Annotated in this window: 21 protein-coding genes; 11 read left to right on the top strand and 10 right to left on the bottom strand. The window is 51.7% G+C overall.

Annotation, left to right across the window (positions count from 1 at the left end; all coding sequences use genetic code 11):
• Positions 1 to 24: 24 nt before the first annotated feature.
• The 7 genes from ACYVI1_RS26495 to ACYVI1_RS26465 all read right to left on the bottom strand — a co-directional run bounded on the left by ACYVI1_RS26495 (position 25) and on the right by ACYVI1_RS26465 (position 4,348).
• Positions 25 to 315, bottom strand: coding sequence for a hypothetical protein (locus tag ACYVI1_RS26495; protein ID WP_460914047.1), 291 nt, complete (start codon positions 313 to 315; stop codon positions 25 to 27).
• Positions 293 to 679 carry a hypothetical protein gene (locus ACYVI1_RS26490; protein WP_460914046.1) on the bottom strand — a complete coding sequence of 129 codons (387 nt, stop codon included), beginning with the start codon at positions 677 to 679 and terminating at the stop codon, positions 293 to 295. The genes ACYVI1_RS26495 and ACYVI1_RS26490 overlap by 23 nt, the downstream gene beginning before the upstream one ends.
• Positions 680 to 793: 114 nt before the next feature.
• On the bottom strand, positions 794 to 922 hold the full coding sequence (locus ACYVI1_RS26485) for a DUF4160 domain-containing protein (RefSeq protein WP_460914231.1): 129 nt from the start codon (positions 920 to 922) through the stop codon (positions 794 to 796).
• Positions 923 to 967: 45 nt separating this feature from the next.
• A complete protein-coding gene (locus tag ACYVI1_RS26480) occupies positions 968 to 1,744 on the bottom strand; it encodes a TIGR00266 family protein (RefSeq protein ID WP_460914044.1) in 777 nt (258 codons plus the stop codon).
• A 125-nt stretch (positions 1,745 to 1,869) separates the two neighbouring features.
• On the bottom strand, positions 1,870 to 2,169 hold the full coding sequence (locus ACYVI1_RS26475; RefSeq protein ID WP_460914042.1) for a hypothetical protein: 300 nt from the start codon (positions 2,167 to 2,169) through the stop codon (positions 1,870 to 1,872).
• A gap of 179 nt (positions 2,170 to 2,348) precedes the next feature.
• A complete protein-coding gene (gene gltX, locus ACYVI1_RS26470) occupies positions 2,349 to 3,887 on the bottom strand; it encodes a glutamate--tRNA ligase (RefSeq protein ID WP_460914039.1) in 1,539 nt (512 codons plus the stop codon).
• A gap of 92 nt (positions 3,888 to 3,979) precedes the next feature.
• The gene (locus tag ACYVI1_RS26465) at positions 3,980 to 4,348 is read right to left on the bottom strand and encodes a Rid family detoxifying hydrolase (RefSeq protein WP_460914038.1); all 369 of its coding nucleotides are present in this window, start codon (positions 4,346 to 4,348) and stop codon (positions 3,980 to 3,982) included.
• Between the two features lie 65 nt (positions 4,349 to 4,413).
• On the opposite strand from ACYVI1_RS26465, the gene ACYVI1_RS26460 reads away from it, so the two are divergent.
• From ACYVI1_RS26460 to ACYVI1_RS26430, 7 genes are all read left to right on the top strand, one after another.
• On the top strand, positions 4,414 to 5,562 hold the full coding sequence (locus ACYVI1_RS26460; protein ID WP_460914037.1) for an App1 family protein: 1,149 nt from the start codon (positions 4,414 to 4,416) through the stop codon (positions 5,560 to 5,562).
• Between the two features lie 99 nt (positions 5,563 to 5,661).
• On the top strand, positions 5,662 to 6,501 hold the full coding sequence (locus tag ACYVI1_RS26455; RefSeq protein WP_460914036.1) for a hypothetical protein: 840 nt from the start codon (positions 5,662 to 5,664) through the stop codon (positions 6,499 to 6,501).
• Positions 6,502 to 6,589: 88 nt separating this feature from the next.
• Positions 6,590 to 7,165, top strand: coding sequence for an RNA polymerase sigma factor (locus ACYVI1_RS26450; RefSeq protein ID WP_460914034.1), 576 nt, complete (start codon positions 6,590 to 6,592; stop codon positions 7,163 to 7,165).
• Entirely contained in the window at positions 7,146 to 8,732 is a 1,587-nt protein-coding gene (locus tag ACYVI1_RS26445; protein WP_460914032.1) for a porin family protein, read from the top strand. The genes ACYVI1_RS26450 and ACYVI1_RS26445 overlap by 20 nt, the downstream gene beginning before the upstream one ends.
• A 206-nt stretch (positions 8,733 to 8,938) precedes the next feature.
• Entirely contained in the window at positions 8,939 to 9,451 is a 513-nt protein-coding gene (locus tag ACYVI1_RS26440) for a QcrA and Rieske domain-containing protein (protein WP_460914031.1), read from the top strand.
• A gap of 79 nt (positions 9,452 to 9,530) precedes the next feature.
• Complete coding sequence (locus ACYVI1_RS26435; RefSeq protein ID WP_460914030.1) at positions 9,531 to 10,217, top strand: hypothetical protein; 687 nt, start codon at positions 9,531 to 9,533, stop codon at positions 10,215 to 10,217.
• Between the two features lie 4 nt (positions 10,218 to 10,221).
• The gene (locus ACYVI1_RS26430; RefSeq protein WP_460914028.1) at positions 10,222 to 10,779 is read left to right on the top strand and encodes a YceI family protein; all 558 of its coding nucleotides are present in this window, start codon (positions 10,222 to 10,224) and stop codon (positions 10,777 to 10,779) included.
• Here ACYVI1_RS26430 and ACYVI1_RS26425 read toward each other — a convergent pair.
• Together ACYVI1_RS26425 and dnaN are read right to left on the bottom strand one after the other, a co-directional pair.
• Complete coding sequence (locus ACYVI1_RS26425; protein ID WP_460914027.1) at positions 10,776 to 12,023, bottom strand: TCR/Tet family MFS transporter; 1,248 nt, start codon at positions 12,021 to 12,023, stop codon at positions 10,776 to 10,778. The genes ACYVI1_RS26430 and ACYVI1_RS26425 overlap by 4 nt on opposite strands.
• Before the next feature lie 96 nt (positions 12,024 to 12,119).
• Positions 12,120 to 13,241: a DNA polymerase III subunit beta gene (gene dnaN, locus ACYVI1_RS26420; RefSeq protein ID WP_460914025.1), complete on the bottom strand. Its 1,122-nt coding sequence runs from the start codon at positions 13,239 to 13,241 to the stop codon at positions 12,120 to 12,122.
• Positions 13,242 to 13,434: 193 nt separating this feature from the next.
• Here dnaN and ACYVI1_RS26415 point away from each other — a divergent pair, with 193 nt between their 5' ends.
• Together ACYVI1_RS26415 and ACYVI1_RS26410 are read left to right on the top strand one after the other, a co-directional pair.
• On the top strand, positions 13,435 to 13,947 hold the full coding sequence (locus tag ACYVI1_RS26415) for a DUF2480 family protein (protein ID WP_460914024.1): 513 nt from the start codon (positions 13,435 to 13,437) through the stop codon (positions 13,945 to 13,947).
• 181 nt (positions 13,948 to 14,128) lie between these two features.
• Complete coding sequence (locus ACYVI1_RS26410) at positions 14,129 to 15,025, top strand: LysR family transcriptional regulator (RefSeq protein WP_460914023.1); 897 nt, start codon at positions 14,129 to 14,131, stop codon at positions 15,023 to 15,025.
• Positions 15,026 to 15,087: 62 nt separating this feature from the next.
• Here the strand turns inward: ACYVI1_RS26410 and ACYVI1_RS26405 are convergent, their stop codons facing one another.
• On the bottom strand, positions 15,088 to 16,848 hold the full coding sequence (locus ACYVI1_RS26405; protein ID WP_460914022.1) for a DUF6044 family protein: 1,761 nt from the start codon (positions 16,846 to 16,848) through the stop codon (positions 15,088 to 15,090).
• Between the two features lie 143 nt (positions 16,849 to 16,991).
• On the opposite strand from ACYVI1_RS26405, the gene ACYVI1_RS26400 reads away from it, so the two are divergent.
• Positions 16,992 to 18,530 (top strand): M28 family peptidase, encoded by a 1,539-nt coding sequence (locus tag ACYVI1_RS26400; RefSeq protein ID WP_460914021.1) that lies wholly within the window; start codon positions 16,992 to 16,994, stop codon positions 18,528 to 18,530.
• A gap of 236 nt (positions 18,531 to 18,766) precedes the next feature.
• Positions 18,767 to 19,000, top strand: coding sequence for a DUF4834 domain-containing protein (locus ACYVI1_RS26395; protein WP_460914019.1), 234 nt, complete (start codon positions 18,767 to 18,769; stop codon positions 18,998 to 19,000).
• Positions 19,001 to 19,043 lie beyond the last annotated feature (43 nt).

Raw genomic sequence — 19,043 nt, 5'->3', positions numbered from 1 at the left:
TTTTGCTGTACGCTATAAATTCAGCTAAACGTTCACATTTTCGAGTTCTTCCTGCCGCACGGGTTGGCCCATCAGCGTAGCGAATCGGTTGATGTTGAACGTCGGTTCAAACCAAACTTCGCCCATGACCGGGTGCTTCACGGGTACATCTGGATTTTTCAGTTCGTTCAGCAATACGCCCGTTTCGCCGGTTGTATGACGTTTCACCTGCCGAACGGTGTAGAGTGTGTCGCGCTTGGGCGTTTGCACACCAAATTCGGCATAAAACGCCAGTACGGGAGCCGGGAAATTGTCATTCGTGCAAATAACTTCCATCAGTTGCTTCTCTTAATTGTTCAGAATGTTGGCTAGCCTGTTTAGCAGTATTTTTAATAGTATTAACTTCTTCACCAACTTGTATAGTGTTGTCAGTCAACTTTTTAATTTGCTTGTTGTGCTGTTTACCTGGCGATTGGTACGCATTCGTTTCATAAGTTCCGAGGAAATCCTGAATATGATAAACCTCATCGTCATCGTGGAACAGAATGATGTTTCCATCAGCGATATGATAATGACGTCGCTGGGCTGGGGACAACTGTACAATACCCGGAAATTGGTTAAGAGGGGCTATTACGCTTCGGCCATCTTCAAGATGGAGCGTAACAGCTCCCGCCTTTCGAAACGAATGAATTATAGCCAACGTTTCTCATCGCAAATGCAGCGTTTGTGGTTTCCCTTCAACGGCAAAGATATGAATTGACTTTTCGATACTGTCTTTATGATTGGCCAACAAGTTTAACGCTGAAGAAATTTCCTACTTTGTCAAATTTCCACTTTCAAATGCATCAAGCGTGTCTAACCATATTTTGGCTGGTTTACCCGAACGACTTTTCGTATTCGATACGTGAACGTGCATTCGCTCAACAAGGTCGTAAGCAAAAATATAAAAGACGAGATTTCCGTAAACAGCCAGTTTGGGAATAAACTATCATTCCAGCAGATTACCTAACTTACCCAGCACGGAGCCGCTTTCTTTATGACTCTGGGCACTGTAAGGGGCCAGCCGTTGTACCAGCTTGGAAATCGGCATCGACTGAATCCAGACTTTACCGGAGCCACTAAGCGTGGCCAGAAAAAGCCCTTCACCACCAAACACCATGCTCCTCAGGCCACCCGACCGCTGAATGTCGAAGTTGATACTGGGTTCAAAACCAACCACGCAGCCCGTATCGACCCGCAGGGTTTCGTTGTTTAGGGTTCGCTCAATCACCACGCCCCCGGCATGAATAAAGGCCATGCCATCGCCCTGTACTTTTTCAAGAATGAACCCTTCGCCACCGAAGAAACCGGCTCCCAAACGCTGATTGAAATGGATGCTTAGTTTTGTGCCCAGGGCCGCACACAGGAAAGCATCTTTCTGAACAATAAGCGTATTGCCCACTATAGTCGCCAGATTAACGGCCATAATCGTACCCGGATACGGGGCTGCGAAGGCCACCTTGCGCTTGCCAACCCCCCGGTTGGTGAAGTGCGTCATGAACAGCGATTCGCCCATAATCATGCGCGATCCGGCGTTAAGCAACGTTCCCAGAAATCCCTGATTGGGTTGAGAGCCGTCGCCCATTTTGGTCTCAAAGGTGACGCCATCTTCCATAAACAGCATGGAACCGGCTTCGGCAATGACGGTTTCGCTGGGGTCCAGTTCGATTTCCACAATCTGGATGTCTTCACCAATAATTTTGTAGTCGATTTCGTGAGAATACATGCTAAGAGTCGTTAATCGTTCGTGTTTAGTGAGCGAAAACTACGGAAACTCAGGCATTTGAGGAATGATTTTTCTGACGAACGGCACAAAAAAAGCCTGACCGGGCATTTTGTTGGGTCGAGCTTTTAGCGTTTTTCTTCTTCGTCCAGAGGTAAATCATCGTCCAGATTCAACTCATCGTCGGTCGGCTCGTCCGTTTCGTCAGCCGTGGATTCATCCGGCGTGGATTCGCCTTTTAGATTCAGGTCGGTGCGATGGCGAAGTTTTTTGTCGTCAACGGTTTTGTTCAGAAACTGGTTGATGCGGTCAATATCAAAACTCGTCGTGATTTCGCCGAACGAATTAATCTGAATGTCAAACCCTTCGAGTTCCTTATGAACACGGGGCTTGTCGTTTTCATCGGGGTTTGGTTTTTTCTTTGCCATAAGGTTCGCGTTTGAAGCTGTTTGGGTGTTTAATTTCCCTCTTGAGAATAGCGATTTAGGAATTTTTTTGTTATTCCGACGAAGCGGGGCGGCCCAGGCCGCCCCGCTTCGTCGGAATAACAAAAACAAGCTTTTTGCCAAGCATAGATACCCGTTAAGCCGCGATAGCGACAAAATGTTTAGGCTGGAATTTTTAATGTCGATAAAGCTTGCTCCAACCGCCGGACTGTCTCTTCTTTACCAATGATTTCCATGGTCAGCATCAGGTCGGGGCCAGCACCAGAACCCGTTAGGGCTAAGCGCATCGCCTGCATGATTTTGCCCTGCTTGATACCCGCCTGCTGCATCGCGTCCGACAAGGTATGTTTGATGGTCTCGGCCACAAAATCACCGCTGGCTGATTGAAGCGCATCGCGGAAAGCTGTCACAGCCCGCGCGGCATCGTCGTTCCATTTGGCGATCGCAATGGCTTCATCATACGTCGCTGGTGCGTTGAAAATTGTTCCGGCTTCGGTGAAGATTTCGTGGGCGAAATTAACGCGGCCTTTCAGCAGCGCGACAATTTTTTCGGCTTTCTCTACTGAACAGACAAGCCCGGCAGCTTCGGCCTGTTGCTGCACGGCCGGGGCCAGTTCAGCATCCGACCGCTGCCGAATATACTGGTGGTTGAACCACTGCGCTTTCTGAATATCGAACCGCGCTCCAGCCTTGTGAACCTGCGTGAGGTCGAAACTGGCAATCAATTCATCCATCGTAAATAATTCCTGCTCGGTGCCGGGATTCCAGCCCAGCAGCGCCAGAAAATTAACGGTCGCTTCGGGCAGATAGCCATCTTCGCGGAAGCCCCGCGCCACCGCACCCGTGAAGGGGTCAGTCCATTGCAGCGGAAACACCGGGAAACCACCTAAATCGGCATCGCGTTTGCTAAGTTTGCCGTTGCCTTCGGGTTTAAGCAACAGCGGCAGATGAGCGAACTGCGGCATAGTATCCTCCCAACCTAAGTAGCGATACAGCAGCACATGCAGCGGTGCCGAGGGTAACCATTCTTCGCCCCGAATGACGTGTGTAATGCCCATCAGGTGGTCATCCACAATGTTAGCAAGGTGATACGTTGGCAGACCATCAGATTTCAGCAGCACCTTGTCGTCGATGGCCGACGAATGCACGTTGACCCAACCCCGGATGAGGTCATTCAGACGAACTTCCTCTTTTCGGGGTGTTTTCAACCGAATCACATACGGTTCACCGGCATCCATACGGGCGCGAACATCATCAGCCTTCATGGTCAATGAGTTACGCATCTGCATCCGGGTGATAGCGTTGTATTGAGCCGCTGGCGCGTTGGCTTCTTCGAGCCGTTTCCGCATGGCGTCTAATTCATCGGCGGTATCGAACGCGTAATATGCTTTGCCTTCTTCGACTAATCGCCGGGCTTCTTTCTGGTAAATTTCCTTACGCTCCGACTGGCGATAGGGCGCATGCGGCCCGCCGACACCCTGACCTTCGTCGATCTCGATGCCGACCCAGCGCAGGCTCTCGAGAATGTAGGCTTCGGCTCCCGGTACAAACCGGTTCTGGTCAGTATCCTCGATACGCAGAAGCATCTTGCCGCCCATCTTTCGGGCGAACAGGTAATTATAGAGCGCGGTACGCACTCCGCCAATATGCAGCGGGCCGGTGGGGCTGGGCGCGAAACGAACGCGAACGGGAGTTGGCATGAGAGAGTAATAATTCTGAATGATAGAATGAGCGAATGAGCGAATAGCTGACGCATGCAACTATTTACTCATTCACTCATTCTATCATTCTATCATTGAATGGCTATAACTGAAATTTCAACGTTAACATCTTTGGGTAAGCGGGCTACCTCAACGGTTTCGCGGGCGGGTGGCTCGCTGGTGAAAAATTGGCCATACACGTCGTTGATAGCCGCGAAATTATTCATGTCTTTCACGAAAATGCTGGCTTTCACTACGTTGGCATACTCTAAACCGGCAGCGTTCAAAATTGCCCCGATGTTTTCCATTACTTTTTGGGTTTCGGCTTTTATGTCGCCTTGCGGGGCCAAATCAATCGCGACCTGACCCGAAACGAAGAGCATGTTATTAACTTTAACCGCCTGGCTATAGGGTCCGATGGGTCCGGGAGCCTCTTCTGTATAAACAATTTGTTTGTGCATGGTTTTTACTTGTGGTTTGCACTATCGACTCCCAAAGTTACCACTAAACCGTTTCACTATTTACGATGACCTCCTGGAAGGAACTACTCATCAATGCCTCAGCCGGTGCCGAAACTCAGTTTGACCACCTTAAAGAACGACTGTTTGGGCGGCTCGATGCCCGAAAACCGTATCGGATTATTTATTATCGCGGTTTTGGCAGTATGGCTGAAGTTTGGCTCAAAGGGCGCGTATTGCGTCAGCGTGACCTAAGCACCCCCAGCGACCGGGATACATTCTGGCAGAATCTGCTGGCAACTTACGAACGATTCGAGAGCGACGAAGTGCCGGGCGTAACGGTGCGCGTTGACGCCTTTGGCCAGTCCCATACGGCTGTGACGGATGAGGAAGGATATTTTGAGGTGACCATCAAACCGCCGTCTGAGTTGTCGCCAGGGCGGGCGTGGTTTCCGGTCCGCTATTCGCTCGATGGTATTGGCCAGCCCGATACGGAGGAAACCAGTGCGAATCAGCCGGTTGTGAAAGATGGCTATCTGATGATTTCACCACCCTTTAGCCAGTTTGGGGTTGTCTCCGACATTGACGACACGGTGCTGGTGACGGGCGCTACGAATCTGCTGCAAACGGCCCGGCTGACGTTTCTGGGCAATGCCTATACCCGCCTGCCGTTTGCCGGAATAGCCGCTTTTTATCGGGCCTTGCAGAGTGGCCCGGTCACGACCCTGTTCAACCCAATTTATTTTGTATCGAGCAGCCCCTGGAATTTATATGATTTGTTAATCGATTTTTTTCGCATTCAGGGCATTCCAAAAGGACCCATTCTACTCCGCGATCTTGGCCTGAACCGTGAACTGTTGTCATCGCAGGGGCATCACACCCATAAATTAGCCATGATTCGGAAAGTGCTGGATGTGAATCCGCAGTTGCCCTTTGTGCTCATCGGCGACAGCGGTCAGCAGGACCCCGAAATCTACGCGCAGGTTGTGCGGGATAACCCCGGCCGGATTCGGGCCGTCTATATCCGCGATGTATCCGAAGACCGGCGCGACGAAGCCATCCGGGAGCTTATTCGCACAACGGACGCCTATAAAGTGCCCATGCTGCTCGTGGCCGACACCGTGGCTGCGGCAGAACACGCGGCCTCGCTGGGCCTGATTGACCCCGATACAATCCCCGAAATCCGGGCTGACCGGCGGGCTGATAAGGAAACCTGAAAAATTTCAGACCTCACGCAACCCTTTATCAAAGCGCTCCGTATTGACGAACGAACCGGTTCAACTGTTCTCTTTTTCACCCTAAAAACACAGTTGATAATGAAATCGTCCTTTTGGGCCACGCGCCTGCCTGTAGTGGCAGCTTTGCTGGCCATTGTATTGGTTAGCTGCAACGAGGAAAACCCCACTACCGTAACGGATGTATCGGTAGCGACAACTTCACTGGGTAAGGTAATCACCGGCGATGGCGGTAAAACACTCTATTTCTTTGCTCCCGATGTAGCGGGCGTGTCGAGCTGCACCGGCAACTGTACAACAGTATGGCCAGTCTTCTACAAAGAAAATCTTACGATTGGCGGTGGGCTGAAAGCGACCGATTTTGGTACCATTGCCCGCGCCGATGGCAGCAAACAAACAACATTCAAAGGCTGGCCGCTCTATTACTACCAGAATGACACAAAGGCGGGAGATGTGGCTGGCGAGAACGTTAATAATGTCTGGTCGGTTGCTAAAGCGAATTATACGGTTATGCTGGCGTCGCGTCAGTTGGTTGGCAATGATGGGAAGAACTATACGTTTGATACCAAAGAAGGTACGGGAAATTCCCTATTTTTGGTTGATAGTATCGGGCGAACGCTCTATGCATTTGCGCCCGATAAATTCAACAAAAACACATACACCAAAGCCGATTTGAGTAACAACCCGACCTGGCCAATAGCCGAGACGTCGTCAACTATTGGCGAAATTCCATCAGCCCTGAAGCGGTCAGATTTTGCGACAATTACGGCGGTTGGTAAAACGCAGCTTACCTATAAAGGCTGGCCGCTGTATTTTTTCGGGCCAGATAATAACCAGCGGGGTAGTACAAAAGGCGTAAGCGTACCCAAACCGGGCGTCTGGCCAGTTGTGAATAACACGTCGCCGATAGCACCCAATTAGTTAGTTTGTGGTTAGGTTTACAACGTGAGGCTACGTGCACGTAGCCTCAACCTACAGGCAATCAGCTTTAATCCTAGATTGAATTACGTTGTCCAACGCGCCTAACATACCGGCTTTATCCGACATTCTGGCGGGTTGTCTACGCAACCACCGGCAAAGTCAGGCCTTGCTTTACCGGCAATTCTACGGGTATGCCATGAGTGTTTGTCTGCGCTATGCGCCCACGCGCGATGGGGCGGTGGAGGTACTGAACGACGGTTTTCTGAAAGTATTTACCCGCCTGGATCAGTATGATGCGGCTCAGCCATTTAAGGGCTGGCTTCGGCGAATTATGATTAATGCAGCTATCGACCACTATCGGCAGGAGGTTCGGCATCGACACGACGACATTGAGCAGGTCGAACAAACGGCGGTTACAGCCGCAGCGGATGGATTTAGTCAATTGGCGCACGAGGATTTGCTGGGACTAATTCAGCGCCTGTCGCCCGCCTATCGGCTGGTCTTTAATTTGTATGTTATGGATGGATTCACGCATGAGGAAATTGCCGGGCAACTCGGTATTTCGGTCGGTGCATCCAAATCCAATCTGGCTCGGGCACGGGAGAATCTACGCCTGTTATTGAGGCACTTAAACAACGATGAGTATGTCAGAGCTAACCGATGACCAATTGGACGGGCTCTTCAGAAAGTCGGCTGAAGAGTTTGATCCTCCGCTCGATCCGGCGGCCTGGCAGGACATGGAAGCCCGCTTAGACGCCCACGATCGCCCGACAACCGGCGGAATACCGATCTGGAATAAGCTGCTCCGCTGGGGACTGCCTGTTGTGCTGCTTTTGCTGCTAACCGGTGGGGCGTGGTATACGTACACAACAGGCCGCTCTACTACTGGCAAGACCGAATCAGGCGTTGTACCCGGTAGGGAAAAGGCCGTCGCCCAAAACGAAAACCAACGGCAGCCGTTAGCCCGCTTATCCGATCGTAGAACAGGAAGACCAACCGACAAAAGTTCGCTGAGTGCTGAATCTGATAACGAAACGAAACCAGCGAATCTGCCCGAATCATTGGGTACCGTCAGTGAACCTGAAAAGACCGCTGGCAAGTCAGTAGGAACGGCAGATGCAACGGGCAGACCCACTGAAGCAGCCACCACGAAACGACCGGCAACAGCGTACAGACCACCATCTGAACGTGACCGAACCAATCCTGTGCGAGTTGAGGCTACATCGACTGAAGTCCGTAAGTCCGACGCGGTCAGGAATCGTCCGGCGCGAGTGAGTCGTCTGGCGCGTAATCTATCAACGCAGAAACTCCGTAAGGTGGTCCGAAACGTTGGTCGGTTAACTTTTTCACCGACGGCTAATGCGATACCAGGCGGGTCTTTGTTAAGTAAACGCCGGGTGACAACTGAGCAGCAGGCGTTGCAGGCCGATGGCCTGACGGCATCCATGAACACAACGTTGCCGAATTCAGTCAGGACCGCCCCGGACGAATTTTTGCCTATTAATGAACTGGTTATCAGGCCGGGTCACTGGCCTGATCCCTTGCTGTTCAGCGGGCGGGACGTTGTTGCTCAACCGGATACGGTGGCACAGAGAGCCGTTTCGAAGCCAGCCGCCATGCGGGGCCTTAGTGTTCGATTCGTTGTATCGCCAGACTTGAGTTCAATTGGGTTGAAAAACTTTTCCCGGCCCGGCACCAATGTAGGCCTTATGCTGGAGTACCGGCTTGCATCGCGCTGGAGTGTGCAGGCGGGGGTGATTCAAAGTACGAAAGTATATAAGGCTCAGACGGCAGACTACGGAGAAGTACCCGCTTATTTGCTAAATCAACATGCAAAACTCGAACGGATTGACGGGCGATGCAACATGTTCGATATTCCAATTAACGTGCGTTATGACGTTTTCCTTCGGTCCCGATTGAATGGAGAGGCACCAAGTCGCTGGTTTATCAGTGGTGGTGTAACGTCCTACATCATTAAGCAGGAAGATTATAAGTATAAGTACTTGAATGACGCAAATATTTATCCAGATACGCCCTTAGAAAAAAGCGCCAGCACGGGTGGGTATGGCTTTAGCCAGTTAAACATTTCAGCAGGCTATGAACGGGCGTTGAGCCGCCGGTTATCTTGGCAGGTCGAGCCCTTCCTAAAGGCACCACTGCGGGGGGTTGGCTATTTTAAGGTAAATCTGTTAAGCACTGGCGCATTCTTTTCGTTGCGGTACAAACTTTAAAACAGGCGTACTTGATACTCTGTAATGGAAGTCTTTTGATATTTCTGCTTCTACCCCCAACCCCCTGAAGGGGGCTTAGGTTGAGAATAGTCAAGCTTTAGCCCCCTTCAGGGGGTTGGGGGTAAAACGCCAGAAAACTGTAAAACAGGCCTACTCACTGGCCTGATTCTGGGCTAATTGTTGTAAATACACGTAATAACCGAACGATGAAAACCAATCCAACTACCGACCAGATGAAACGCGGAGAATTCCTCCGCAGCTTAGGCATGAGCAGCGCGGCTCTGATGGCTTTTTACTGCATGGGCACGGGCCTGACCGCCTGCTCAAAAAGCGATGATCCGACACCTGCAACGCCTACCCCCACGCCCAGTACGGGGATTACGGGCAATGCCGATACCTCGAAAGGAGCGATTAGTTTCACACTTAATCTGGCTGATTCAAACTTCAGTAAGTTGAAGACGGCGGGACAATACGTCCTGGTCGGCAGTTTGCTGGTTGCCAAAACAACGGGCGGGCAATACATCGCTCTTTCTAAAACCTGTACGCATGAGGGCACGGAGGTCCAGTATCGTTCCGGAACGAATGATATATTCTGTCCGAATCATGGCTCTGAATACACGACGACAGGCTCCGTAAAATTGGGTCCGGCTGCCAAAGCATTGACTCAATATAAAACGGCGCTCAGTGCAGATGGAAATACCCTGACCGTCACCGCCTAATCACAGGGCATGACGGGGTGCTCCTAACTAATCAGGGTAGTTGGGAGCACCTATACACCTAATCGCTAAATTTTGCCAGATGAAATACGTTTGTTCTGCCCTACTGCTGTGGATTAGTATGGGTTCGCTGCATGCTCAGGATTCTACTGCCGTGCGTCGGGATACTACCATTACGCCGGTCACGGCTTCAGATACCTCCACTGCCGATCTGCTGGCTGGTCTAACCGACTCGACCGAAACGATTTCGTTGCTGCCGCATAAAATGCTGTTTACCCAGCGGGCCTTCTGGGGTCCAAAAGGGTTGCTGCGGACGATGAAGATAGCCCCCCTGACTTCTGAAGGCCGCGCTCACGAGTTGAAAGTCCGGCGAACGATGCTGGTGACCCACCAGATTGGTGGATTTGTAACCTTGGCGGGATTTGTCGTGCAGGGGTTACTCGGCGCGAAATTGTACAATGCCAAAGGTCAGGATTATGTCGACACGAAAGTCTGGCATGAGCGGTCGGCTACGTTTATCAACATTGCCTATGGCACCACGCTGGCCCTCTCACTCACAACGCCACCGCCGATAGTGGGGACCAGGAAAGGATTTACAACCATAAAACTGCACAAGTACCTCGCCATTGTTCACCTGACGGGCATGGTCGTAACGAATATCCTGGCTCGTAAGATTGAGGATAACTCTTCGCTGAAACCATACCACCGGGCGGCTGCCTACACCACATTTGGGGCCTATGCGGCTTCGGTACTTGCTCTAACATTTTAACGCCATGAAATACGTCATCTACTCTGGCTGCTGGCTGGCAGTCTGGATTCTGTTTGCCTTTACGTCGCCGATGGCTAAGCGCAAGCTGGTGGCCGACAAAGCCTTGTCGACCGTTTCGTATGCGGCCAAACACCCGCTGCATAACTGGGAGGGCGTCAGTAAAGAAGTTAACTGCGCCATCATCTACAACGACGATACGAAGCAACCCGAAAATGTAGCTGTTTCCCTGAAAGTGGCCTCGTTCGATAGTGACAACAATAACCGCGATTCACACGCCATCGAAGTACTCGATGGGCTGAAATACCCAAACGTAACCTTCGTTAGCTCGGACATTAAAGCGGGCGAAAATGGAGCACTAACGGCCAAAGGAACCCTCACGTTTCATGGCGTGGCAAAGCCTGCTACCTTGCAGGCTACCCGCAAAGATGCAGGCGGTAAAATGACGATAACAGGCGAATTTCCGGTGAGCATGGCCGACCACAACATCGAACGCCCGTCCTTGATGGGGCTAAAAACCGAGGACGGGATGATCCTTCGATTTAATGTGGTGTTCACGCTTTAAATTGGCTCCGTAGAAACAGGTTCCGGCTGACGAATTCCACGTCGTTTAAACCCACGCCGGGCCAGGGCGGCACTAATTACCACTAAGATTGATCCTAAAAAATAGGGCGCTCCCGGTAAATAAACCGGCGCTTTGGGCGAGGTGAAATACGAGAACAGGTTGGTCATAATAAGCGGGCCGAAAATGGCCGTTGTGCTGGTCAGACTGGTTAGGGCGCCCTGTAGTTCGCCCTGCTCATTGGCTGGCACCTGGTTTGAAATGATGCCTTGAATGGATGGTCCGGCAATGCCCCCCATGGCGTAAACGGCCATGAACGCAAACATCATCCAGCCCTGATTGGCAAACCCGAACAGGGCAAAGCCAATTGCACTGAACATCAACCCGACGTAGACCGATCGTTGCTGCCCTAATTTCGGAATAATAACCCGGCTCAGGCCGCCCTGCACAACGGCGAAGGATAAACCAATGGCGGCAAGCGACAGCCCGACCGTTTTCTCATCCCATTTAAATTTCTCCATTGTGTAGAACGTCCAGGTTCCCTGCACGGCGAAGCTGGCAATATACACCAGCACTAATGAGGCCACTAAGCCCAGAATAACCGGGTATTTGCCTAAGCGCATCAGCGACCCGACGGGATTGGCACGGCGCCAGTCGAAGGGGCGACGGTTTTCGGGGGCGAGGGATTCGGGCAGGATAAAAAAGCCGTACAGAAAATTAACCATCGTTAGCCCGGCTGCTACGAAAAACGGCACCCGCGGACCATATTGCCCCAGAAAGCCACCAACGGCGGGTCCCAGAATAAAGCCTACGCCGAATGCCGCACCAACCAGGCCAAAGTTTTGCGCTCGCTTTTCGGGGGGGCTAATGTCGGCAATGTACGCGGTAGCGGTGGTGAAACTGGCCCCCGTAACACCGGCCAGCAACCGCCCAACAAAGAGCCATTCAATGGTGGGCGCAAATCCCTGAAGCACGTAGTCGAGACCAAAGCCAAAGAGTGAGAAAAGCAGCACCGGTCTGCGCCCGTAGCGGTCGCTTAACCCACCCAGTATGGGCGAGAAAATGAATTGCATGGCCGCATACGAGAATGTCAGCCAACCGCCCCAACTGGCCGCCTGGCTAATGTTACCATGAATCAGTTGTTCAATCAGTTTCGGGAAAACCGGAATAATAATCCCCAGCCCCGTAACGTCAATCAGCAGCGTAATAAAAATGAAAACGAGGGCGGGCGCAGTTCGTTTGCTCATAATGATGAATGATGAATGATAAATGATGAATGACACCGTACTCAGGCAATCAGTCATCATCCATCATCGCGCGGGCGGCCCCGTCATTATTCTTTTTTAAGCGTAGGTATTCAACATCACCGGCATGACCAGCATCAGGATGTCTTCGTTTTCTTCTTTATCAGCCGGAATAAGCAGACCGGCGCGGTTTGGTGCCGACATTTCGAGCGAAATCATTTTGGCGGTTAAATTGCTCAACACTTCAGCCATCAGTTTGGCATTAAACCCAATCTCCATCGGCTCCCCGTCGTATTCGCAGAGGAGTTTCTCATTGGCTTCGTTGGAGTAGTCCAAATCCTCGGCCGAGATGGTCAGCGAGTTTGGTTTCAGCGATAGCCGAATCTGATGCGTAGTCCGGTTGGCATAAATCATGATCCGCTTCAGCGAGTTGAGCAGGTCGGTCCGGCCAATGGTCATCACATTCGGGTTGTTCGTCGGAATCGCATTTTCGTAGTCGGGGAAGCGCTCATCAATCAACCGGCAAATCAGTTGCGTTGGGCCGAACGTAAACGACGCATTCGACTGGCTGAACTCCGAGATGACCGGTACGTTTTCGGGCAGCGATGCTTTCAGCAATTGCAGCGCCTTACGCGGGATAATGATGGAGGTGCTACCCGACCCGCCGAGGTCAGTCCGGCGGTAGCGGATGAGCCGGTGGCCGTCGGTCGCTACGAACGTCGCATTTTCGTCGTTCAGTTGCAGCAGGACCCCCGTCATTGCCGGACGCAGGTCGTCGGTGCTGGTGGCGAAAACGGTGTTGTTGATGGCGCTGAGCAGCACATCGGAGGTCATCTCCACCGACATCGTTTTTGTAACGGTTGGCAGCTTCGGGAAATCAATCGGGTTTTCGCCGGAAAGTTTATACCGGCCATTGTCGGTCAGGATTTCGGTACCGAACGTTTCGGTGTCGATATTGACCGTAACGGGCTGTTCGGGCAAACTACGAAGCGTATCGAGCAGCAATTTTGCCGGAATGGCAATGGCCCCATTTTCGCTCGCTTCCACCGGAACCTGGGTGGTCATGGTCGTTTGCAGGTCCGAGGCTGTCACCGTCAGGTTCCCATCTTCAATGCGAAACAGGAAGTTTTCGAGGATTGGCACAATCGGGTTGGTTGCCACAACCCCGTTGATATGCTGAAGGTTTTTTAGGAGGACGGATGAGGAAACAATGAATTTCATGGGCCAAGTGTCTAAGGCGGTTCGTAATCAGATATACCAACAAAAGTAGCAAAAAAAGCCGACAGCCTGTGCATGGCTGGTAAGAACCTTTCGGGGGCAAATCGCCGTTGTAATGCATACTGAATAATGAACCCTGAGCAGTTATCCGCCTTATACATTGTTCATTATTCAGTAGCCATTATACAATGAAACGATGGAAGCTGAACTGATTAACCGCGTAGCCGGCAGTGGCCTGATTACCCTTGATTTAGAGGACTATTACCATACCGGTGAGCGGGTCGTCTATGACCTCAAAGAGAACCTCTACATGGGGCTGATTCTGAAAGAGAAAGACTTTCGGGCATTTTTGAAAGAACACGACTGGAGCCAGTATGCGGGCAAAAACGTAGCCATCACCTGCACTGAGGACGCCATTGTGCCGACCTGGGCCTATATGTTGCTAACGCTCCAGCTTCAGCCCTATGCGAATACAGTTGTCTTTGGCAACCTGGCCGACCTCGAAGAGAAACTCTATTTCGATGCCATCGCCCGCATTAACATTGACGAGTATCGTGCTGCCCGCGTGGTCGTGAAAGGCTGCTCCAAAGTGCCCGTACCCACAGCGGCCTACGTCGAAATCACGCGGGTGTTGCGGCCCGTTGTGCAAAGCCTGCTCTTTGGTGAACCGTGCAGCACCGTGCCGCTGTACAAACGCCCGAAGGGGTAAGAGTGCCGTAAACGCAATAGTTGCCTCTTTCACCCCGGTCTGTGTCCTCACAGACCGGAAAGTCCCCCTTTTGATTCAACTATGCTGACGCGGGCGGGGTATGTGAAGACACAGACCGGGGGATACCGTGGACTGTTTTATAGTAGATTAGCATTTATTTGCTTTTCAATTTCTAATCCTGATGCTCGACTTCCGTCTGAATGTTTTCTACACCGTCGCCAAACGGCTTAGCTTCACCAAAGCAGCCGCTGAGTTGTATGTTACCCAGCCCGCCGTGACGAAGCACATTCAGGAACTCGAACACCATTTTGGCACCGCCCTGTTCGACCGCCGGGGCAACCAGATAAGTCTGACCACTGCCGGAAGTACACTCCTCCAACATGCCGAAACTATCATGGCAACCTACCGCCAGTTGGAGTTCGATATGAACGCCCTCAAGGGGAAGCCGGGGGGCGCATTGCGGGTTGGTGCCAGCACAACCGTGGCGCAGTACGTAATTCCGCCCGTGCTGGCCCGCTTCCATGAGCAATCTGCCGATGTGACCATCGCGCTCCTGAGCGGCAACACCGAACATATTGAGCAAGCCTTGCTTCATAACGATATTGATTTGGGTTTGGTAGAAGGCCGAACTCACCACAGCGACATCCGCTACACCTCTTTTGTAAAAGACGAACTCGTGCTTATCTGCCGCGCTGATCACCCCCTGGCCGACCGCGATGAAATTACGTTAGCCGAACTGAGAACGGTACCCATCGTGCTCCGTGAACGCGGTTCCGGTTCGCTCGAAGTAATCGAGCATGCGCTTCGGGGCGTAGGGTTGCGGCTTACAGACCTGACGATTGAGATGCAGTTGGGCAGTACGGAAAGCATCAAATCCTACCTTAGCAGTTCGCGGTGTATGGCGTTTGTATCCGTCTTTGCGGTGCAGCATGAACTCCAGGCGGGGAGCCTTAAAATACTCGACGTGCAGGGCCTGTCAATTCAACGCGATTTCTACTCCATTCAATTACAGGGCGTTAGCGAAGGACTGGCCGATACATTTATGCGCTTTGCCCGGCAACATTATAAACGAGGGTAAAACGCAGGGGGCTGGGGCGCGGAGCAGGGATTAATTAGCGCATCCCTGCTCCGCGCCCCAGCCTAATTCACCCGATACAACCACACGCGCCAGTAGCTTTCCGGCTCATCGAATATTTTTTCTAAGCGAAGTTTATTCTCGGCAGCATTACGAATCGGTACGGCTGAAATGATGTATTCACCACCCAGCGAGGCCAGGGCATTTGTATTAATTTGCAGATGATTGACTGCCCGCTTCTGCGTTTTTCCGAACAGATAACTCATGCCTAACTCAGCCGTGTAGAGATATGCCCGGCAGGCGTAGGCATCGTAATAAACCCGCATCCGATCACTGCCTTTGGCCAGTTCGGTCTCAATAATTTTTCGGAAGGCGTGTTTGTAGAGAAGAGGATAATTATTCTGGTAACTATCCAGCGTATAGAACCCGTTGAATTGAGCAACGGCTGGGTGCATACCGAGACAGATTACCCGGTAATCGGCCTGTGGTTCATGGATATAGTCACGGATTTGGGCGAACTGTTTCTCGGCAAAAAATGCCCGAAACGACGGATATTGAGCTTCAGTATTGTAGCCCGTCAATTTTCCGACATTAATTCGCCACTCTTTATTGGCAGTGATCATCACAACAAATTGCCCCGCCAGAAACAAGCGGTTCCAGCGGCCATTGGCCTGAAACTGACGCAGGGCCAGTGCAAACAGAATAAACCAAAGCGTTGGTAATAGAAAATAAAAACGGTCGAACTGAAACGCCTGCAGAAATGAACCCCGCCCCAGCCAGGTGGCAGGAAACCAATAAAAGCCGGTTAGTAAGCAGGTGATAGCCACACAGCCTGTCAGCAGAACTATTGGTTTTAGGGCTGTCCAGTGCCTGTTTCTATAGTCCCGTATGCCAGCCAAACCAACCACAAACACGATCCATAGGGTTATAAAGGCACCGGCATGATATTGAGTCTGGACGAAAAAATCATAACTCTTACGCAGGCTGTTACCGACACTAACTGGCAGTAACCGGGCATAATCGTATTCGGTGCGGTGGGAAACGTAGGTTTGATTGATAAATCCGTAAATCAATTCCCATTCGCTACCCAGATACAGAACTGACAACAGGCTTAGGCCAGTCAGGTAGGACCAGTTGATGCGTCGCCAATGAAGCATGTGCGCCAGACCAAGTATGCCCAGGGCTACGCAGATAAACAGACCAGCCCAAACGAAAAACGAATAGAATGGAAACACGGCGGTAATAAACCAATCGCGCCAGTCGGAACGGTGGGTCAGCAGATTCAGAAAAGCGAATAACACGAGAGGTTGCCCACTCACCGATGCACCGTGATTGATATAACACGGCACCAAAGCAAACAAAAACGCCAGTGTCACCCGCGTCAATGCCCAGCCCGGCTCCGGCAAAACGTGCTTCCTGAGGAGTAGGTACATACCCACAAACCCAATGCCATGCACAGCCACGAAGTTGAGAATTTGGGCCGTGTAAGGCGGCAACACCCAAAACGACAGCACCTCAAGATTCAACCCCGTGCGGAGTGCCGAACGGGGAATGCCCCGAAATAATACGATGGCATCCCGACCACTGCTCATCATGTTCGGAAGGACGGTGTCCAGGTCGAAAGCGAAGGCAGTGCGCGTAACCCTGAGCAGGTGCAGGTAGATAAAATCGCTGTCTAAATTGTCGTGAATGGTGAGGTATGCGCCCTGACCGAGCCAGATGTAAGGGAAAACGTAGAGCGCCAACAGTCCAATGGCAAGGAGCAAATACGTTTTTTCGGAGACTGAACGGGATTGAGCGGTTATTGATCGTGAATGAGGAGGCATACAGAAATAGCAACGAAACTTTGTGCTTGGGTCGCTGAAGCAACCCGGTCTACCAAAGCGAAAGTACTCAAATTCAGTCATCCAACCCGGTGGTGAGCGAACAGTTAGGGTTTTTCGTACTTTTACACGTCAACTTAATCAACATGCAAACGAAATTTGTACGAATCCTATTGGCCGCCTTCATGCTGACCGCAGGACTGACACAGGCGCAAGTCCGACCTGCTAAAGCTGCAACCAAATCCACTGCATCCAGAGCGAAACCGCCTGAGTTCATGCTTACCCGTGCTGAGGTGGAAGCACATACCCGATTTTTAGCATCCGACGAGTTGCAGGGGCGCCGAACGGGTGAGCCGGGCAACTGGACGGCGGCCCGCTACATTGCCGAACAATTCCGGCAGGTTGGCCTGAAACCTGCCGGTGATGCTGGTGATTATTTTCAGCGCATCAGCCTCGAAAAGGTCCAGGCGGCTACAACGGCTACGATGCTCGTCGGAAAAGATACGCTCCGGTTAGGCAAAGAGCTGGTGGTAATGGCCGGTAATCCAACAACTGTTTCGGGAGAGGTCGTTTATGTTGGGTATGGCCTGACGGATGGCGACGATGGCTACAAGGGCCGCGACGTGAAAGGCCGAATCGTAGTGGCGCAGGGCGGCTCGCCCGACGTGAAAGGGCCAGGCGAACTGGTTCGGGCATCGGCCGAAAAACGTAAACTGGCAACTGAAAAAGGAGCGGCTGCACTCATTGAACTTTATAGCGAATCCGTTCCGTGGGGATTTATTAATTCTTATTTCACCCGTGAACAGATTGCCCCTATGGTTGCAATGGGAGCTAATGCGCCGGTGGCCCATCTGTGGGTCAATAACGCCAACAACCAGTATAAACAACTGAAAGAAGGGGGGCAAACCGTTGCCCTTCGCACATCGGGCCGCTCACGAACGGCCCTGTCGTCGGCCAATGTGGCGGGCGTTGTCGAAGGTTCCGACCCGACTTTGAAAAATGAATATGTTATCTTATCCGCGCATTTCGACCATGTTGGCGTTGGCAAACAGGGCGGAAGTGCCTACCCGCCTACCGATAGTATTTTCAACGGCGCCCGCGATAACGCCATCGGTGTGGTGGCCCTGCTGGAGTCGGCCAAAGTGCTGTCGCTGCAACGGCCCAAACGCTCGGTTCTGGTGCTGGCTCTAACGGGCGAAGAAGTCGGCACGCTTGGGAGTCGTTATTATGCCGAGCATCCGTTAGTACCGTTGAAACAGACTATCTTCGACCTCAATACCGATGGCGCGGGCTACAACGATACAACCCTTGTGTCGGTTGTTGGACTGGAACGGACGGGTGCAAAAGCCGAAATTGAAGCTGGAGCGAACGCATTTGGCCTGAGTGTCTTTGCCGAACCCTCGCCGGAACAGGGCCTCTTCGACCGGTCCGATAATGTTCACTTTGCCCTCAAGGGCATACCGGCTCCAACCTTTTCGGCGGGATTTAAATCCTTCGATGAAGCCATTCAGAGGTATTATCACCAGGCTATCGATAACCCCGAATCACTAAATTTTAATTATGTTCAGCGATTTTGCCAGGCTTACGCCCATGCGGCCCGCCTGATTGCCGACCGCACGACCCGACCACAATGGTCAGCCGGTGACAAATATGAGCCTGCTGCGAAAGCACTGTATGGGCAATAGTACTTCACCAAATTGGATTCTGTCGACTTTCTGGATTCTACTGCCCTGATTGTCAGCCACAATAGCATCAGCAGAGTCGATAGCAACTAAAGTGGACGAGGATTAGTAGAGTTGGCCTGAATATGCTTTTACAGGTAAGGGACCTTCGCCGGTCAACCCGAATAAAAACCGCCTGACAAAACAGAAAACTAAACGGCCTAACCGAACGTTTATTCTTATATTAACGACAGCCAGACATGCTCTTCAAATATCTGTTCATCCTCTCGCTTATTATCCTGTTCGTGCCACCGGTACGCCGATTTGTATTTTACCTCTTAGTTGGCAGGCAACTGGTGAAAGAGCAAAAACAGAATGGTACTGTTCGTGGCGGTAGCCGGGAAGGCGAAATTCGGGTTGAGAAACGCCAGACGAAAGAAGGTAATTCTCCCTTCAAAGGAGGAGAATACGTTGATTATGAAGAGGTTAAATGATACTATTGTTGCTAACTAAGGATGGTCGCTTAACGTTGAGTTA

Source organism: Spirosoma areae (assembly GCF_054781775.1).
Note: the sequence above shows the minus strand (reverse complement) of the source record. Positions and strands in the feature narration are given on the sequence as shown.

What these genes read in the sequence shown, in the direction of transcription:
- ACYVI1_RS26495 (WP_460914047.1), bottom strand. Translation starts at nt 315, where the DNA reads ATGGAAGTTATTTGCACGAATGACAATTTCCCGGCTCCCGTACTGGCG.
- ACYVI1_RS26480 (WP_460914044.1), bottom strand. Translation starts at nt 1,744, where the DNA reads ATGTATTCTCACGAAATCGACTACAAAATTATTGGTGAAGACATCCAG.
- ACYVI1_RS26475 (WP_460914042.1), bottom strand. Translation starts at nt 2,169, where the DNA reads ATGGCAAAGAAAAAACCAAACCCCGATGAAAACGACAAGCCCCGTGTT.
- gltX (WP_460914039.1), bottom strand. Translation starts at nt 3,887, where the DNA reads ATGCCAACTCCCGTTCGCGTTCGTTTCGCGCCCAGCCCCACCGGCCCG.
- ACYVI1_RS26465 (WP_460914038.1), bottom strand. Translation starts at nt 4,348, where the DNA reads ATGCACAAACAAATTGTTTATACAGAAGAGGCTCCCGGACCCATCGGA.
- ACYVI1_RS26460 (WP_460914037.1), top strand. Translation starts at nt 4,414, where the DNA reads ATGACCTCCTGGAAGGAACTACTCATCAATGCCTCAGCCGGTGCCGAA.
- ACYVI1_RS26455 (WP_460914036.1), top strand. Translation starts at nt 5,662, where the DNA reads ATGAAATCGTCCTTTTGGGCCACGCGCCTGCCTGTAGTGGCAGCTTTG.
- ACYVI1_RS26445 (WP_460914032.1), top strand. Translation starts at nt 7,146, where the DNA reads ATGTCAGAGCTAACCGATGACCAATTGGACGGGCTCTTCAGAAAGTCG.
- ACYVI1_RS26440 (WP_460914031.1), top strand. Translation starts at nt 8,939, where the DNA reads ATGAAAACCAATCCAACTACCGACCAGATGAAACGCGGAGAATTCCTC.
- ACYVI1_RS26435 (WP_460914030.1), top strand. Translation starts at nt 9,531, where the DNA reads ATGAAATACGTTTGTTCTGCCCTACTGCTGTGGATTAGTATGGGTTCG.
- ACYVI1_RS26430 (WP_460914028.1), top strand. Translation starts at nt 10,222, where the DNA reads ATGAAATACGTCATCTACTCTGGCTGCTGGCTGGCAGTCTGGATTCTG.
- ACYVI1_RS26425 (WP_460914027.1), bottom strand. Translation starts at nt 12,023, where the DNA reads ATGAGCAAACGAACTGCGCCCGCCCTCGTTTTCATTTTTATTACGCTG.
- dnaN (WP_460914025.1), bottom strand. Translation starts at nt 13,241, where the DNA reads ATGAAATTCATTGTTTCCTCATCCGTCCTCCTAAAAAACCTTCAGCAT.
- ACYVI1_RS26415 (WP_460914024.1), top strand. Translation starts at nt 13,435, where the DNA reads ATGGAAGCTGAACTGATTAACCGCGTAGCCGGCAGTGGCCTGATTACC.
- ACYVI1_RS26410 (WP_460914023.1), top strand. Translation starts at nt 14,129, where the DNA reads ATGCTCGACTTCCGTCTGAATGTTTTCTACACCGTCGCCAAACGGCTT.
- ACYVI1_RS26405 (WP_460914022.1), bottom strand. Translation starts at nt 16,848, where the DNA reads ATGCCTCCTCATTCACGATCAATAACCGCTCAATCCCGTTCAGTCTCC.
- ACYVI1_RS26400 (WP_460914021.1), top strand. Translation starts at nt 16,992, where the DNA reads ATGCAAACGAAATTTGTACGAATCCTATTGGCCGCCTTCATGCTGACC.
- ACYVI1_RS26395 (WP_460914019.1), top strand. Translation starts at nt 18,767, where the DNA reads ATGCTCTTCAAATATCTGTTCATCCTCTCGCTTATTATCCTGTTCGTG.